14 protein-coding genes are annotated in these 15819 nt (G+C 52.5%); 6 read left to right on the plus strand and 8 right to left on the minus strand.

Features of this window, described 5'->3' with window-relative positions; all coding sequences use genetic code 11:
- Nucleotides 1-4 precede the first annotated feature (4 nt).
- The 6 genes from ACOTXC_RS16490 to ACOTXC_RS16515 form a co-directional block, all read right to left on the minus strand.
- Entirely contained in the window at nt 5-1603 is a 1599-nt protein-coding gene (locus ACOTXC_RS16490) for a hypothetical protein (RefSeq protein ID WP_058646783.1), read from the minus strand.
- A complete protein-coding gene (locus ACOTXC_RS16495) occupies nt 1581-4175 on the minus strand; it encodes a CS1-pili formation C-terminal domain-containing protein (protein ID WP_032622041.1) in 2595 nt (864 codons plus the stop codon). The genes ACOTXC_RS16490 and ACOTXC_RS16495 overlap by 23 nt, the downstream gene beginning before the upstream one ends.
- A 6-nt stretch (nt 4176-4181) precedes the next feature.
- Nucleotides 4182-4859, minus strand: a complete 678-nt coding sequence (locus ACOTXC_RS16500) for a fimbria/pilus periplasmic chaperone (RefSeq protein ID WP_022646582.1) — start codon at nt 4857-4859, stop codon at nt 4182-4184.
- Between the two features lie 45 nt (nt 4860-4904).
- Complete coding sequence (locus ACOTXC_RS16505) at nt 4905-5528, minus strand: common pilus major fimbrillin subunit EcpA (protein WP_003860995.1); 624 nt, start codon at nt 5526-5528, stop codon at nt 4905-4907.
- 227 nt (nt 5529-5755) lie between these two features.
- The gene (locus ACOTXC_RS16510) at nt 5756-6226 is read right to left on the minus strand and encodes a hypothetical protein (RefSeq protein WP_022646581.1); all 471 of its coding nucleotides are present in this window, start codon (nt 6224-6226) and stop codon (nt 5756-5758) included.
- 18 nt (nt 6227-6244) lie between these two features.
- The gene (locus tag ACOTXC_RS16515) at nt 6245-7057 is read right to left on the minus strand and encodes a winged helix-turn-helix domain-containing protein (protein WP_022646580.1); all 813 of its coding nucleotides are present in this window, start codon (nt 7055-7057) and stop codon (nt 6245-6247) included.
- Nucleotides 7058-7431: 374 nt separating this feature from the next.
- Between ACOTXC_RS16515 and ACOTXC_RS16520 the strand changes: the two genes are divergently transcribed.
- The 4 genes from ACOTXC_RS16520 to ACOTXC_RS16535 are packed head-to-tail and all read left to right on the plus strand — an operon-like array spanning nt 7432 to nt 12349.
- Nucleotides 7432-8016: a fimbrial protein gene (locus ACOTXC_RS16520; protein ID WP_022646579.1), complete on the plus strand. Its 585-nt coding sequence runs from the start codon at nt 7432-7434 to the stop codon at nt 8014-8016.
- A 52-nt stretch (nt 8017-8068) separates the two neighbouring features.
- Nucleotides 8069-8761 carry a molecular chaperone gene (locus ACOTXC_RS16525; protein ID WP_421767845.1) on the plus strand — a complete coding sequence of 231 codons (693 nt, stop codon included), beginning with the start codon at nt 8069-8071 and terminating at the stop codon, nt 8759-8761.
- 15 nt (nt 8762-8776) lie between these two features.
- The gene (locus ACOTXC_RS16530; RefSeq protein WP_421767846.1) at nt 8777-11269 is read left to right on the plus strand and encodes a fimbria/pilus outer membrane usher protein; all 2493 of its coding nucleotides are present in this window, start codon (nt 8777-8779) and stop codon (nt 11267-11269) included.
- 15 nt (nt 11270-11284) lie between these two features.
- Nucleotides 11285-12349 (plus strand): fimbrial protein, encoded by a 1065-nt coding sequence (locus ACOTXC_RS16535; RefSeq protein WP_045308241.1) that lies wholly within the window; start codon nt 11285-11287, stop codon nt 12347-12349.
- 6 nt (nt 12350-12355) lie between these two features.
- Here the strand turns inward: ACOTXC_RS16535 and ACOTXC_RS16540 are convergent, their stop codons facing one another.
- Entirely contained in the window at nt 12356-12991 is a 636-nt protein-coding gene (locus ACOTXC_RS16540; protein ID WP_032622107.1) for a LuxR C-terminal-related transcriptional regulator, read from the minus strand.
- A gap of 569 nt (nt 12992-13560) precedes the next feature.
- On the opposite strand from ACOTXC_RS16540, the gene ACOTXC_RS16545 reads away from it, so the two are divergent.
- Together ACOTXC_RS16545 and ACOTXC_RS16550 are read left to right on the plus strand one after the other, a co-directional pair.
- Complete coding sequence (locus ACOTXC_RS16545; RefSeq protein ID WP_015570093.1) at nt 13561-14181, plus strand: LuxR C-terminal-related transcriptional regulator; 621 nt, start codon at nt 13561-13563, stop codon at nt 14179-14181.
- A gap of 75 nt (nt 14182-14256) precedes the next feature.
- A complete protein-coding gene (locus ACOTXC_RS16550; protein WP_023298982.1) occupies nt 14257-14937 on the plus strand; it encodes an EAL domain-containing protein in 681 nt (226 codons plus the stop codon).
- Between the two features lie 18 nt (nt 14938-14955).
- Here the strand turns inward: ACOTXC_RS16550 and nlpA are convergent, their stop codons facing one another.
- Nucleotides 14956-15756 carry a lipoprotein NlpA gene (nlpA, locus tag ACOTXC_RS16555; protein ID WP_192970317.1) on the minus strand — a complete coding sequence of 267 codons (801 nt, stop codon included), beginning with the start codon at nt 15754-15756 and terminating at the stop codon, nt 14956-14958.
- Nucleotides 15757-15819: the final 63 nt, after the last annotated feature.

The raw sequence follows: 15819 nt of genomic DNA on the forward strand, positions 1-15819 counted from the left end.
TTGATTAATTCCAGGATGCGCTAACATCTATTCTTCCCTGCGCGGTCACTTCGCCAAACCAGCTATTTCCGTCATAGGTGGTCTTCGATACCGGATTATCCATAACGAACTGGAGGATCAGCGGTGTTTTCCAGAGCCACATATCGGTCACGCCGGAACTCATTTTGTCCCACTCTTCCGCATGGGTGGCCGGCGCCGGGATCGACAATACCTCGCCTTTACAGTTATGCGCCATGCGCGTCTGGCTTTTCCCCACCAGCACGTTGCCAGGAATGGGAACCGTAAAGCCGTTGCCGCTGAAGGCGCAGTAGTCCACCCCATTCAGGCTTTGAGTAGGCCCGGTGACTTTTACCGTGACCGCAATCGCCGCATCTTTTTGCGCCCCGCTGTAGGTGATGGTGTAGGGGATCTCAATGGGCGTTTCGCCGATGGCGCCTTTCCCGGAGCCGCCCAGACCGTCAGGATCGAGGGCGTAATCCGGGTTGTCGGGCGTAATCTCCAGCCCCGGCTGAATAGGGTTAATCACCAGGCCGCCCCCCGGCTGGAAGCAGAAATCCGCCGCCAGCGAGCTGTTGCCGGGCGTCAGGCACAGGCTGACGATATTGCCAATGCTGCTTCCGTCCCCCGCCTGCGCCACGCTCAGAATTAACGCTTTCGGCAAAAATATTTTAAGGTACGCTTTGCCGCCGTTTTTCTGCGGCGCCGCGAGGAAGGTGTTTGCCAGGACACGCGTATCACTCAGGATACCGCCGGAGATACTGTACCAGGTGTTTTCATCGAAGGTCAGCTCGGCGGCAAGCCCGGTGCCGCCGTTCATGTGCGATTGCAGCACGCTGTTGACGCGGGAAGAGGTGAGCGCCAGCCCCCCGTTGTAACCGGAGATATCTTCCCCAACAAACGTGTATTCAAGCAGGTCGCACAGCACGCCAGAGATCGTGTTGCGGGTGTATTTGGTGCAGGTGGCCCCCGTTGATCCATCGACTATCGTCACCTCGCCGCTGATCGGGTCAATCCCCAGGTTGAGCGCCCTGGCGTTGGTCATGGTCAGCGTGCCCACCTTGTGAAGCGTATTGGTGGTGGTCACTTTGTTGATGGAGCTGATTTGCGGCGTGGAGGTGATGGTCACTTCATCCCCTGGCGCGGCGTTGAGCAGATAGTTAAAGAACGGATCGCCCAGGACCCAGCGCCCGTATGACGTGCCGGGCTCCATCACCGGCGGCTTGACCACCATCGACGTATCGGTATAGCGGGTCGTCGGGGTGTACCCCGTGTTGCCGCAGGACGAGGAACACGCCGTCCCTTTAAAGAACGGAGAGGCGCTGGAACCGGTCACCGAAAAGTCGATGGTCAGCGCGCTGCCTGCCGGACCGCTGTAGCTGTTGTCCGGGATGTAAGTGGCGATACCGTTATTCGTTTTCGCGCTCAGCGTCGGCCACTCACGCGAACCGTGTAAAAACGCGGTCGAGGTGCTGTTCAGACTAAACAGCCCCGCGCTGTTTCCCGTACCGTTATTGTCCGGATTATTAATGGCGAAATAGGGCAGCTCCTGCGCATGGGCCACCGCGCTCATCAGCAGCAAATTAAGAGCGAATATCTTTTTCATCGTCACGTTCCTGCGTTCCTTTTGCTTCCTGCCAGACGAAATCGCCTTTGTCGCAGGAGATGTCCCCGAGCCACAGCGCACCGCGGTTAGACTCAATGTCCAGGCGCACTTCGCAGACGCTGTCGTCCGGCGTGGCGATACTCAGGACAGGGTTGTTCTTATCAACGTCGATCACGAAGCGTCCGTCGTTCTCCGTCCGGGTCAGCCCAACGTGGTTTTTGATCTGCGTGGCGCCAATCGGATTGCCGTTTGCATCCACAAGGCGGCCAAACAGGGTGACGATTTTCTTCACCTGCGGCTTCATCACCACGGTATTGCCCGGATAAACCGTGATATGGCGACGCGCATTCGCGCCAATCTCATAGCTTTCCGTACCGGTTTCACTGTTCATCACTTCCAGGTCATAAGCCTGGTATGCCGGCAGCGACAGCCAGGTTTTATCCCCTTTGATGCGTTCTGCCCGGCCATTAAGCTTCAGGGTCAGCGCTTCATCAGATTTGAGACCGGTACTGACAATCACCCCTGCGCTTTCGGTGCCTTTCCCGGCGGCGATGGCCTCTTTGGACCAGCCCACGCTGCCGTCACTGGTCAGCGTGGAGTTCCAGCCTTTACTCATGCCGCTCTGGACGCTGAGGATGTTGCTGTTCCACGGCGTGTCGAAGTTCACGCTGCCGCCGCCGCTTACGCTGCGATCCTGGCGGCTGTTAAAGGCTTTGGAGACGTTGGCGGTGGCCGATTTCAGGTAATCGCCTTCAAACTGGCGGCTGGCGCTGACGTTCAGCGCCGTGCCGGTATCGCGATTGTGGGAAACGCCAACCGACACGGTATTGCCGAGCGGTATGGCGAAATCGAGCATCACGTAGCGATCTTTCTCTTCGTAATACCCGTCGTATTTGTTGCGCGACATCCCCACCCGCAGGCGCGCCGTACCGTAGCGACCGGCGTATAACCCCTGGGAGTAGTCCAGCTGATAGCGTTTATAACGATAGAGGTCGTCCTCCTGACGCATCAGGCTCAGGTTGCCCGCTGAGGGCAGGCCGAACGACGGCAGGCTAAAGGAGGCGCCCCAGGTGTTGCCCTTGCTCTCATAGATATCGAGGAACTTGCCGCTGGAGAGCTGTTCATGGGAGTACCAGACCGAACCGATCTGCCACGGCAGGCTGAGATTCGCGCCGTAGTTGGCGCGGTACGTTCCGTCGGAGGCGGCCATGGTCTGGGTATTCACCGAGAAATAGCCCGTCAGGTTCAGGGAGGCCCACAGCTCGCTGACGATGTGTTCCCGCATCATGTAGGTGGAGGCGTTCCAGTCGACCATCCCGCTGCGCTTGCTGAACGAGGCCCCCACCAGCGACATGGTGTCTTTATGTTTGGTGTCGTAATCGTAGTAGTAGGTGTTGTCCTGCTCGTTTTTGTGTTTCGCGTATTTTTTATAATTGACGACGGATTTATCGCGGCTATACATCCCGCCCCACATCTGCCAGCGCAGTGTTTCCGACACGTTGCTGGAGAACGGCTTATTCACGGTGTACATGCTACGCGACACGGTGCGGCTTCCGCTCACCACCTCAACTTCGATGCTGTAGATCCCGTAGGGCAGGCTGCTGGTGTCAATTTCATGGTTGCCGACGTCAAAGCGCTGAATCCCGATAAGCTGCCCGTCACGACGAATACGGGCCTCGCCCGCCGTGGGGAAATAGACCACCACAGGCGTCAGAGAGAGCGTGTTATCGCGCTTACGGGAGTTGGCCTGGTTGCCCATGGAAACGCCGTAGACTTCACCGCCGGAAATCCCGCTGACGCTCGCCAGAGACTGCATCGCCCAGCCGTTCAGCATGCCCGCGGCGTAGCGCATCCCCTGATAGTCGCGCTCCCACATAACCGCGTTCATCTGGGTATCGCTGCTGCTCTCGTTGACGTAGCCAGAGCCGTCGATCAGCACATGATCAACGCCCATTGAGATCCAGTTTCTTGCGTTCAGATACCCCGACGACCAGCTGTCACCGTAGCCGCTCTCGGTGTGATACGCCCCGAGGTTGTAGGAGAACGTGCCGCTCAGGTCGTCAGACTCCGGCGCATCAATGTCCACCTCACGCGGGCGAATATTCACCCCGTAGTCGCTCTGCGACAGATTCAGCAACAGGCGCATTTTTTTCTGATCCAGCTCGAACGCGGACCCCGTACTTACCGGAATGCGCATCTGGTCATCAAACTGCTTGTCGTTAATGCTCTGCAATAACGTTCTCATCTCTTTTGACAGACGAATGCCGTTATCAGACTCCTGGACCTGAACGTCCCTCAGCCCCAGCTTCAGATCTTTTGCAAAGAGCGTCACGTCACCGATACGAACATATTCGCTCGCCGTGCCTTCGTGGTTCCCTTGTTGTGCTGAGTGTGGACGCGTATTCACCAGATAGACGGGAATTTTGATCCCCTGCTCCAGCAGTGCATAAAGCGAGTCGGGAAAACGGTAATTAGCGATAACCACGGAGCTTGAGGCTGCATGCGCAAGCGCGGGCAGCGTGCCGGATGCGCAAGCCATCATCACCGGCAACACTAATTTATTTTTCACCATGCATCCTTACTTAACAGGTATGAACTGTTTCAGGTCCCATATTCCGAGATGAAAATGGTTATCCGTAACGTTGATATCCTCGATAGCGCGCGAGGTATCCGGCATCAGGTAGAAGTTTTTGGTACACGGCGTAGTCGGTGATTCCGGATTCGGCTTCAGGCAGGTTCCGGTCGCATTGACGCGAAAAGCGGTGTTCCCTTTATTGGTTATTTTTCCCGCCACATAGACGAAGTCGATCTTCTTATCACGGGGCTGAACCACCAGAATGGTGCTCACCACCGCGCGCGTCATCCCGGTACCGTTTTTTGGTGAACCGCTGTCCACCTCTTCGCTCACCCCTTCATCCGTGAAGGTAATGCGGTAGTAACGCTCTTTGTTATCGGCGTTCCCGTGATAGTAAAATTTGACAATATTGCTGGTACCGGCGGGCATTACCATGCGCGTGGGCGTCAGCAACAGCTCGTCCACTTTCTCCGGATTAATGACTATCCCTTCATCCATTGGGCTGCTGATCCGCTGTGCGCGAACAGAAACAATACGCACGCTGTCTGCTTCGTTTTTTATTTCCTTGGCGGTGGAGTCAGCATCCGCAGGAATAATGGTGGTGACTTTTCCCACATTAATGGCCAGCGCGGAGGAAGAGATAAATAATAAAAATAAGAAGGCGGATTTGAGGTTAAACATGCTATTTCCCTAAACAGGGGCTTGCGCCCCTGGATCGATCAGGCCTTAGCCCCAGGTTGCGCGGAACGCAACAGATACGGTCCCTTCCCACAGGCTGTTGGTCAGGTCTTTGAACTCTTTCGCAGTACCCGCGTTGTCCTGAGCGGAGTCAACGTAGAAGACGAATTTGTCCTGGCCGGTAATTTCGGTATCTGCCGCCGCGCCTGCGCTGGTGGTCAGGTTCCACAGGCCAGAAGAGACGCCGGTGTTAGAAGAAGAATCAACCAGCGTGGTCCATGCGGTTGATTTCGCCCCCACGGTGCCACCGATAGAGCCCAGGTCGTTACCGCCCCAACGCGCACCCACTTTCAGCTTGGTCGCTTCACCGCCCACGCTGAACAGCGTGTTGTTTGAATCGTCGAGGATAGCTTCGAGTTTGAAGCTGGTCGCCGTAGAGTGATCGCCACGGATAGCCACATCAAACAGACCGGTATCGGTGTTGAAAGATTTGGTATTGGCGCTGTAAACGAAGTTCAAAGCACGCGTTGGCGTAACAACCAGGTCGGATTCGCTGTCTTTGGTCGCGGTTGCCTGCCAGGTGGCAGAAGCCGTCGTTTCTGCTGCATTAACTGCGCTCAGGGCAGAAACAGACAACAGGGAGCCCAGAACGATAGCGTTCAGTTTGTTCATTTATTTAGTCCTTCAAAAAAGAATCCACGTGTATAAAAAGGGGAGCCCCTTTTTCGAGGCGGAGTATAGACAGCCGCAAAATAACGAGGCAATACAGAAAAATTCACTCGCCGGAGAATAACAATAAAAATATAAATAAATTTCTCGTATCTTATTGTTACGTATTGAGTAAATCACTCAATTTCCCGAGCAATAGATAAATATCGATTTTTCAATAAAGAGAAATATCAGGACGTCGGAACAGCCACACACATCATTACAGGCAAAACCAGCCCCTTAATTAACCAGGCGTGCGGTTTAACGCGGGTAATATAGAAGAAGTTGATATTATCAAGTAACATTTCGTTTACAACGCCATCCGGCGCCGCATCATCTTCAGATTTATTCAGCTTTTTATCCTTAATATAAAAGATATTGCTTCCGTCGACTTTTTCCACGCTGAGCGTGTAATTTCTGTCAATCAGGTAGCTTTTGCCCTCTTTCTTGAGTACGCCTTTATGAATAACCGTCACAACATCTTTGTTGTTAAACAGGAAAAGCGTGGTTAGCGACATATCGGTTAACTCACCCGTGGAATAGGTTTTCCAGGAAATGGTATCTGACTGGCAGCCAAACCCCTCATCCTGCGTTCTGGTAAAATAGATCCACAACAACGCGATGGCAGACAGCGCCAGTACGATACTGAACAGTACACTCATTTTAGTCCTTGACATATTTTAACTCCCGGTCAGGCTTCTGTAAGAAATGCAGTTCTTATAATCGTCGATACTGTCCTGCTGATAACAGATGGCCAGGAAATAATTTTCTATCTGCGACTTTTTAAACCTGGAATAGTAAGCATCTGCAACCTGGTGTTGACAGTCGATATGTTGACTGGCAATGACCTCTTTTACGTGATTAAAGTAGTGCTGTCGCGGCTGATACATATTCTTATCGATCAGGTATACCGTACACCGGTCTACTTTACCGAGCAGATGCATATCAGAATCTTTCAGGCTCTCGGCATAGGAATCCCTTTGGTGCAACAGTAAAACAGCGGTGCCGATAACGGTAATCAGTAATAACGTGCAAAGAGAAATAAAGAGTCTGTGCAGCGATATTAATTGTTTAGGCGGATCGGCATCTTTCTTATGCGCTAGCGTATCGAATGCTTCAGAGGCAGATTGCTCACTAAGCGTTGAAACAACCGGCGGCCTGACCGTGTGATGTTCAATATGCGCGGCAAGGCTAAATCCCTTGCCACGTATCGTTTTTATCAGTAAAGGATCGCATCCTAAAGTACGAAATGCTTTTCTGATTTCACTTATGGCAACATTCAGACTCACCGAAGAACCAGAGAAACCATGATCCTCCCAGACCTTCTTTATCAGGTCGTCTCTGTCGAGAGTTTTACCATTATTGATGATAAGTTCATAAAGCAGACGACCCGCCTGGTTAGATAACTTAATGGATGACTCTTCCTCTCCATTAATCATGATCATACCGGTGTCGACTTCATAAAGCATTGTAAGATCAATGAGATACTTCATATTATTATTACGCCATTGTTAAAATTATGTGCATTTGCCAGGCAATAATAAGTCTAAAGTTTGTGTGGTCAAGTCGCGTGATATTAATTGAGAGATGAATTCATAAAGCTTCATTAATTAACAATTATTAAATCATTAATAAAAATATTCTAACTAACGCATTTAGGTTAAAACATTAAAAAAAACTAACTCGCAAGATTATAATCTTAAACTTTAGAAGTTGTTGGAATAATGTTTTGTTATGTACTTTTTTAGTGCAACATAATATCGTCAAAGCATTCTCCCGAGTCGCCATGCGTCTAGCCGGTACATCAGGGACATGTGTAGCCGATTAACATTCATTTTAAATAACACAAATCTTCATGGAGTTTATCATGTTCAAATCGATCATGACCGTATCACTGCTGGCCGCCGCTATTGCTTCTACCAGTGCAGTTGCCGCAGACAATTCAGCGGGTGGTATCATTAACTTTACCGGCGCTATTACCGATACAACCTGTACCATTAACGGCGGTAAAAGCGCGGACTTTACCGTTGCGCTTTCCCCTATTTCGGTAAAAGATGCAGGCACCACGGTTGGCCTGATCACTAAGAATAAAAAATCTATTGCGCTGACGTTCTCAGGTTGTTCACCAGCAGCCGGAACAACCGGTACCCCGCTGAAAGTGTATTTCTCCAGCGCGGATAATATTTCCACTGACGGTAAATACCTGCTGAATAACAGCGTGAACGAAAGCGATGCCAGTGTGGCACGTAATGTCGGTTTTGCGTTAGTGGAGCCAGGTTCGTCTACGCCAATTACCCTGAACCAGCCTTACACTACGGATATTATGGGTACAGCGACCGCGCCAGATTCCGAGACGCTGACGCTGGATGTTTATTACTATAAAACGAACGCCGCTGCCGCCACCGTGGGCGAGTTAAGCTCCAACGTAACGTATACCATTTCCTACCTGTAATAATGATTATACAGGCTCTGTTTTCGCAGAGCCTGTATTTAAGGTTGCAATCATGCGCAAGGCAATTTTGCTGGCAGGCTTACTGCTAAGCACCGGTCACTCATGGGCCAATATTGTCATTAATGGCACCCGTGTCCTTTATCCTGAAAATAACAAAGAGGCGATCGTCCAGTTAATGAATACGGGCGATGCGCCCGCTCTGGTGCAATCCTGGATAGATGACGGTGATATTAATTCCACGCCGGAAACAGCCAATGTGCCGTTTCTGCTGTCGCCGCCGGTGATAAAAGTTAACGAACATAATGGCCAACAGCTTCGTATTAAAAAGCTGCCGTCCAGCTTGCCTGCGGATCGCGAATCCGTCTTTTTCCTGAATGTCCTCGACATTCCGCCCAGACCTGAAAATCTGCAAAATCAGAATACCGTTCAGCTGGCGATTAAATCCCGTATCAAACTTTTTTACCGGCCCGCTGCGCTGAAAGGCACGCTGGATGACGCGGTGGCGAAACTGACGCTCGCCGCCGAAGGCGATCGCTTTCGCATTACAAATAACAGTCCGTTCCATATTACGGTCGCCAATATTTCGCTGGGTAAAACGAAATTGCTCCAGGAATCCCCGATGGTTTCCCCATTTGGGCAGCTGACGGTCGCCGCAAAAAATACGGTTAATCGCGGACAGACCTTCCAGCTGATGTATGTGGACGATCTTGGCGCGTATAAAACCCGGACTTTCACCAGTCAGTGATCGGAAAGACTCACCATGAAAATGAAACAAAACAGACTCTGTCTGCTGGCAGTCTGCACGCTTCTGCTTTCGCATAAATCAGGGGCCGTCTCGTTTGATCCCTCCCTGCTTGCTGGCGCATCCGGTGAGTCCGATCTGTCTCGCTTTTCCGAAAACAACGCCATGCCTGCCGGCAGTCAGGAGATGGATATCTACGTAAACGGCAGCTGGAAGGGACGTTATACCGTCATCTACGGCGAGCAGCGTGACGACATCCGCCTTGCCTGGAAAGATGCCCGGTCGCTTGGCATCAACACCACGTCCGTGCCTGCGCCCGCCATTGCGCACGGGCAGGTGCAGCTGCGCGATCTGGTTCAGGGCGGTGAAGTCAAAACCGATACCAGCACCCTGAGTCTGGCGCTTACCGTTCCGCAGGCGGCCGTGCTGCGTACTGAAGAAGGTTACATTGCCCCCCAGTTTTGGGATGAGGGGATCCCGGCGCTGATGCTCTCGTGGAACACGACCTGGTATAACACCCGCGCAAAAGGCGCTGCGAAAGACACAAATGATGATTTTTATGCCGGGCTGGATTCCGGTGCCAACCTGTTCGGCTGGCAGCTTCGCGACAGCAGCGCCTGGCGGAAAACGGCCAGCGGAGAGAGTAGCTGGCAGAATAATACCCGCTACCTGCGCCGTCCCCTGGCCTCGCTGAAATCCAACCTGACGCTGGGTGACTTTTATATTCCTGGCGATCTATTTGATTCCCTGCGCGTGCGCGGCGTGTCGCTGGCGTCGGACATGAAGATGCGCCCAAATTCACAGCAGGGTTTTTCACCGGTGGTTCACGGCGTGGCACGGACGAACGCCCTGGTGAAAGTTATCCAGAATGGCAACGTGATCTATCAGGAGAACGTACCGCCGGGCCAGTTTACCCTCGACAGCATTCAGCCTACCGGCTCCGCGGGCGATTTGCTGGTGGTGGTGCGTGAAGCGGACGGTTCACAGCAGTCCTTCACGGTGCCGTTTTCCGCCGTGCCCGGGATGCTAAAAGAAGGGGTGAGTCAGTACAGCGTGGTGGCGGGTAAAGTGCACCAGAACACGCTCGATGCCGAACCCGCATTCATGCAGGCCACGCTGCGCTACGGGTTTAATAACCTCATCACCGGGTATACCGGGACGATTATTAGCGATAACTACCAGGCCGGGCTTGTCGGTACCGGGTGGAACCTTCCCTTTGGCGCGGTCTCGTTTGATGTCACCCACGCCAAAACCACCCTACAGGATCGCACCAGCAGCGGTCAGAGTTATCGCGTGTCGTACAGCAAATTTATCGATACCACCGCCACCAACTTCACCCTGGCGGCCTATCGCTATTCCACTAAAGGCTATTACAGCTTCAGCGACGCGCTCTATTCGCGCGAAGGGTATCAGCGCCTGAGAGCGCAGTACGACGACTATGAAGATCGGTTTGGCGTTGCGCCCGACATGTCGCTAAGCACCTGGGATGCCCTGCGCGCGGCGCAGCCCAAGAATACCTTTACGCTTAACCTTAATCAGCGCCTGCTCAATAACTGGGGCACGGTATTTGTCTCCGGCACACAGCGCGATTACTGGAACTCACAGCAAACCACGCGCGAATACCAGATGGGCTATTCCAACGCCATCGGCCGCGCCAGCTATACCCTGTCGGCCAGCCGGGTACGGAACAGGGACAGTGAAGAAGAGACGCGCCTTTACCTCTCCCTCAGCCTGCCGTTCTCGCTGTTTGATAATAATGCCTGGATCACCTCCAGCCTGACGGCCAGCGATTCGCATTACGAGCAGAGCAATATCAGCATGAGCGGGAACGCGCTGGCGTCGAACCGCCTGAGCTACACCCTCTCCGGCAGTAATGCGCGGGGGGGTAAAAATGCGGCAAGCGTTAACGCCGCGTACCGTTCGAACTTCGCGACACTCGGTGGCTCTTACAGCGAATCTTCCGACTACCGCCAGACCGGGCTCAGCGGACGGGGAAGCCTGGTGGCCTACCCGTGGCACGTTCTCGCCTCAAACGAAACCGGCACAACCATGACTATCGTCGATGCGCCAAAAGCGGAGGGACTGATGGTGAACGGCGATGAAAGCATTATGACGAACCGCGATGGCGTGGCGCTGGTGCCTTACGCCACCCCGTATCGCAAAAACGCCATTACGTTATCGCAAACGGAAAACAGCGCTGGCGCGGAGGTGATCGGCAACATGGCTAACGTGGCCCCTTACGACGGGGCGGTGAGCTACATCCGCTTCGAAACCGACAAACGCCAGTCATGGGTACTTCATGCGACGCGTGCCGACGGCAAACCGCTGCCCTTTGGTACCGAAGTGCTTGATGAACACGGTGAATCTGTCGGGTATGTCGGCCAGGCCAGCGTACTGTATATCCGCGCTGAACAGCCGCCACGCGCGCTCAACGTGCATCTCCGCGGCGGGAAGTGCGAAATCTCCGCCCCAGCCTGGGGGCTGAACAGCCCCTCATCGGTTTGCCATTAATTACGGATTATCAAAATGTTACGATCATTCATATTCCTGCTCCTCTCCAGTATTAGTGGGATGAGCTATGCCACCTGCTCCGGCAGCAGCATCGTTTATGGCACACCGATTACCATTGATTTATCGGATAAGCTGAGCCCGGCCACGCCCACATGGACCGGCAGCTTCAGCACCCAGTACAGCGGCTCATTCAACTGTACGACAGGTAACAGTGAATTTTCTTACACGCCGATCCTCTCGACCGACAGCAAATACGCGACCATCCTCGGGTTCAGCAATAACAAGTATATGGTGCGGGCGGAGATCACCAATCCCCCGGCCAATAAAACCCTGACTGCCAGCGGTAGCCATACGGCGTCTGAGCTGAACACACCGTTTACGGTTCGCTTCACCCTCGTTAACCAGAGCGGCACTACCCTGACGGGGGATACGGCGAACATGAGCGACGTTCTGTTCGTCAGCGACATGAGTGGGTTATCCTTCTGGGAAATCATCACCTGGCCAATCAATCAGGTCATCAAGATAGCGCAGTGGTTATTCAGCGGGTTCAAGTGGCCTTACGACAACCGCGATATGTTTGGTCAGCCGATGATCATCAAATACGCGCCAAAACTGACTACCTGTTCCTTTGATAATGCGGGGCTGACCGTAGCGCTGCCGACGCTCGGCATTCCCCAGCTCAGTGCATCCTCACAGCCGGGGCTGACGCCTTTTTCACTGAACATGAGCTGTCAGAACGTCGGGGTTAACGGCAATTCCGATCGGGCAATTGAGATGTTTCTGTCCAGCACGCAGCTGCTCTCAACCGACAGCTCGGTGCTGATCGACAGCGGCAGTAGCGCGGCGCAGGGCGTGGGGCTACGCCTGATAAAACGTGACGCCCCGCAAACGCCGGTGACCTTCTCTACCTCAACCACCAGCCGTGGCAACGCCACGATGATTTTCAGCGTGGCGGCTGGCGCGGCGCTGGACGAACATTTCACCCTTCCGATGGCGGCGTACTATTACGTGTGGGCGCCCGCCCAGGTGAGCCAGGGTAAGATCAATACATCGGCTACGCTGAATATTATCTATCCCTGATGTGAGCTATTTCTCCATCTTTCCAACCGCTTGCACATACTTAATCAGTTCGCTGTGGTTGGAAAGATTCAGCTTTTTCATCGCATTGTGCTTCTGCGTCGCAATGGTACTGACCGAACGGTTTCGATGACGGGCAATCTCCGTCGTTGAAAATCCTTCCACGATAAGATGGAGCACCTCCCACTCTCTGGCCGAGAGGATGGAGCGCGCCCGGGAACCGGACCGCATTACCCGCCTGAGCCACGAAGAGATCGACGGTGTTTGCCCGTCTGCCATGAGCAACGCGGGTAATTCCTTTTTCAGTTCAGTCAATTCATCCTGCTGACTGATGGTTAATTCAAATTTCATCTCCAGAACTTTTTTTAACAGCCCGTAAGGCAGCTCGGGCACCAACAGAACACGCCTGACGTGATGGGTTTTACATAAAGATGTAAAACGGCTGCTGACCTCCGCACTCCACTCTTTATGATTAAGCAGATAATTAAATTCAGTGAAGAAAACATCCACGTTATTATCCGCCACCGCCGCCAGCGCCTGTTCAGTGGAATCGACCTGAGTAATGTTCAGTACGTAATCGGGTAAAAGATCATGGAGCGCCCGGAATATTATCTCTTTAAATATATTTATTTTGTAAAACACCATTACCTTTACGATACGTTCAGTATTATTCATGTCTTTTCTAAATTCTCGTGACCGGAGGAAAATGATAATAGTTTATGTACTCATCACTCACAACCTCTTCACGCCAGGATTTTATCCTTCTCAGGCTTAAAAATCTGAACAAGGACATTAAATTTATAGAAAAAATTCTATTTTATTCTGCACGCCGTTTCCTCTTGCAGATAAAGCCTTGTCGATAACCCTGCCGCGATCACAATTTTTCTTTCAGGAATAGCAGTAAGCCACTGAAAAAACGGTGGATAAACCCCATCAATCAACCTTCTGATGCTTATTAATCGCCCATTCACAGAATAAAAATCTGGCATGAATATTATTAGAAGATTAAAACAATTGCATATACCATTAAAACCATTTTTCAATTTTATCTTTCTCTAATAATTGGCATCAGCTTTACTCGACGGTTTGTATTGGCTTACATTGATGCCATCGCATCGCGTTATTTAAAAAGTGCTCGCCATTCTTTTAATAAGAGAGTGCGAACCGCCATTTTCTCTTATATGGACTGTTTACTCAGCGAAAGGAGAATGCCAATGCAAAATAAAAAAACAATTCACGTTGCCGTTGTTGACAGCTGCGAATTCACGATGATTGGCCTGCAATCGCTCGGAAAGCGTGAGCCTGATGAAAAACACGACGTTATTTTCCATGGGTTTACCCATATCGAAGAACTTGCTATGAGTGAACAACTCTTTGATATCATCATTTATGATCCGTTGAATACGCGTCATTTCCGGGTGACGACGAATGACGACATTCTCTGTATTAAACAGAAACAAGTGACGGCGAAGATCTATATCTATTCGTTATCCGCTGGCTATTTGAAATTCAAACATGTTGATGGGGTAATCAGCAAAAGAGTCTCCCTGGGGGATATCAAAGCGCTGTGGCAAATACTGATGAGCCAGACGCCGCAAGAGTCTGGTCGTTACAACGTAGGCATGACTACCCGCTTACGCACCCCGGCGAGGCTGTCCAGCGAGGAGGCCAGCGTATTGCGCGGCTATTCCTGTAATCTCAAAACCAAGCAAATCGCCCGTCAGCTGGGGTGTAACGTCAGGCTGGTTTACTTTTATAAAAACAACGCCATGAACAAGCTTAAGGCCGTGCGTGGCCCCTCGTTTTACCAGAGCATTCGCTGGATCCTGAATTAAGAATTTGACCGTGTGTCGTTTGCCTTTTGTTCCCGTGTCCGCGGGAACCTTTTTTCATTTCCTGAAGGCTGTTCCATGTATACCGTTCTTCCCTCTCCCCTGTTGCAACGTATCTCAGGGCTGCGATTCCAGCCGCTTGTCGATCTTCATTCGGGCCAGATGTTCGCGCATGAAGTTCTCGTGGAGATCCATAACGTCAATCTGGAGATATTGTTTGCTTCTCTGCCTTCGCGCAGCGCGCTGCAAATCTTCTTCTGGCAGGCCAACACCCTGTTACAGATACCCGCCCGGGACGCTTACTGGCTAAACCTTCCGGCAGAGCACCTTCTCGACGAACGCGCTATCCGGTTGTTGCTGGCGTTACGCCATCAGCAGCGGTTAACGATTGAAATTCAGGATCCTCTCACCATCACACGGCTGAGTAAGGCTGAGCAACATCGTCTTCATGCCACGCTTGTTCGGTTAAAAGAGGCGGGATGGCAAATCTGGCTGGACGATTTAACCCGGGAGTTGGCTGAGGCGTTCGCGCGGCTTGCGCTGCCGCTGGATGGGGTAAAAATTGACCGCTCAGCGCTGCGCGAGCGCGCGCCGCTTGCCCCGTTTGTGCAGGAGGTCAGGGCAGGTATCGCGCAATCAATTCTTATCGAAGGCATCGAGAATTCGCGGGATCTGGCGCGCGCCCGCGCGTCTGGCGCACAGTCTGGCCAGGGTTTTCTGTGGCCCGAAAGCCGCACCGATGCCCGCGTAACGCTGTGAGGGCCAGCTTACCGTGGCCTACCAGCCCGGCACCGCACCGCCGTTAAAAAGGGTCTCTGCCGCTTTCGCCACTTCCGGCGACTGATAGGACTGGATAAATTCCTTCACGTTTTCGGCGTCTTTGTTGTCTTCACGCGTGACCACTATATTCACGTAAGGCGAGTTTTTGTCCTCAATAAAGACGCTGTCATGTACCGGAGACAGCCCCGTTTGCTGAAGATAGGTGGTACTGATGATGGCCACATCCACTTTCGGATCGTCCAGCACGCGCGGCAGCTGCGCACCTTCCAGCTCCATAATCTGTAAGTTTTTCGGGTTCGCGGTAATATCCAGCGCCGTCGGCAGCAGGCCCACATCCGGTTTAAGGGTAATCAGCTTCTCTTTTTGCAGCAGCAACAGCGCGCGGCCGAGGTTGGTGGGATCGTTTGGAATCGCAATGGTTGCGCCATCCTTCAGCTCAGACACCGATTTAATCTTTCGGGAGTAACCCGCCATCGGGAAGACGAAGGTATTGGCCACGGCGACCAGCGTGTAATTGTGCGCCTTGTTGTCTTGTGCAAGGAACGGGCGATGCTGGAAGACGTTGGCGTCCAGTTCGCCCTGGTTGGTGGCATCGTTAGGTAGCAGCGAGCCACTAAAGCCCACCAGCTCAACATCCAGACCGTATTTCTCTTTTGCCACCTTTTTGGCGACTTCCGCCACGTCCTGCTCAGCGCCATTAATCACGCCGACTTTAATGTGTTTGGCATCATTGCCGCCTTGATCACAGCCCGCGAGCAGCAGGCCAGTCAGGAGAAGCGCACCCAATCGAAGTTTCACGAGACAGTTCCTTTTGATAGACGTTTTGAAGACTATATCGACAACGAGACGGCAGGCTAAAAA

The sequence above is a fragment of the Enterobacter cloacae complex sp. IR5428 genome (genome assembly GCF_049238585.1).
GTDB classification, from domain to species: Bacteria; Pseudomonadota; Gammaproteobacteria; order Enterobacterales; family Enterobacteriaceae; genus Enterobacter; species Enterobacter intestinihominis.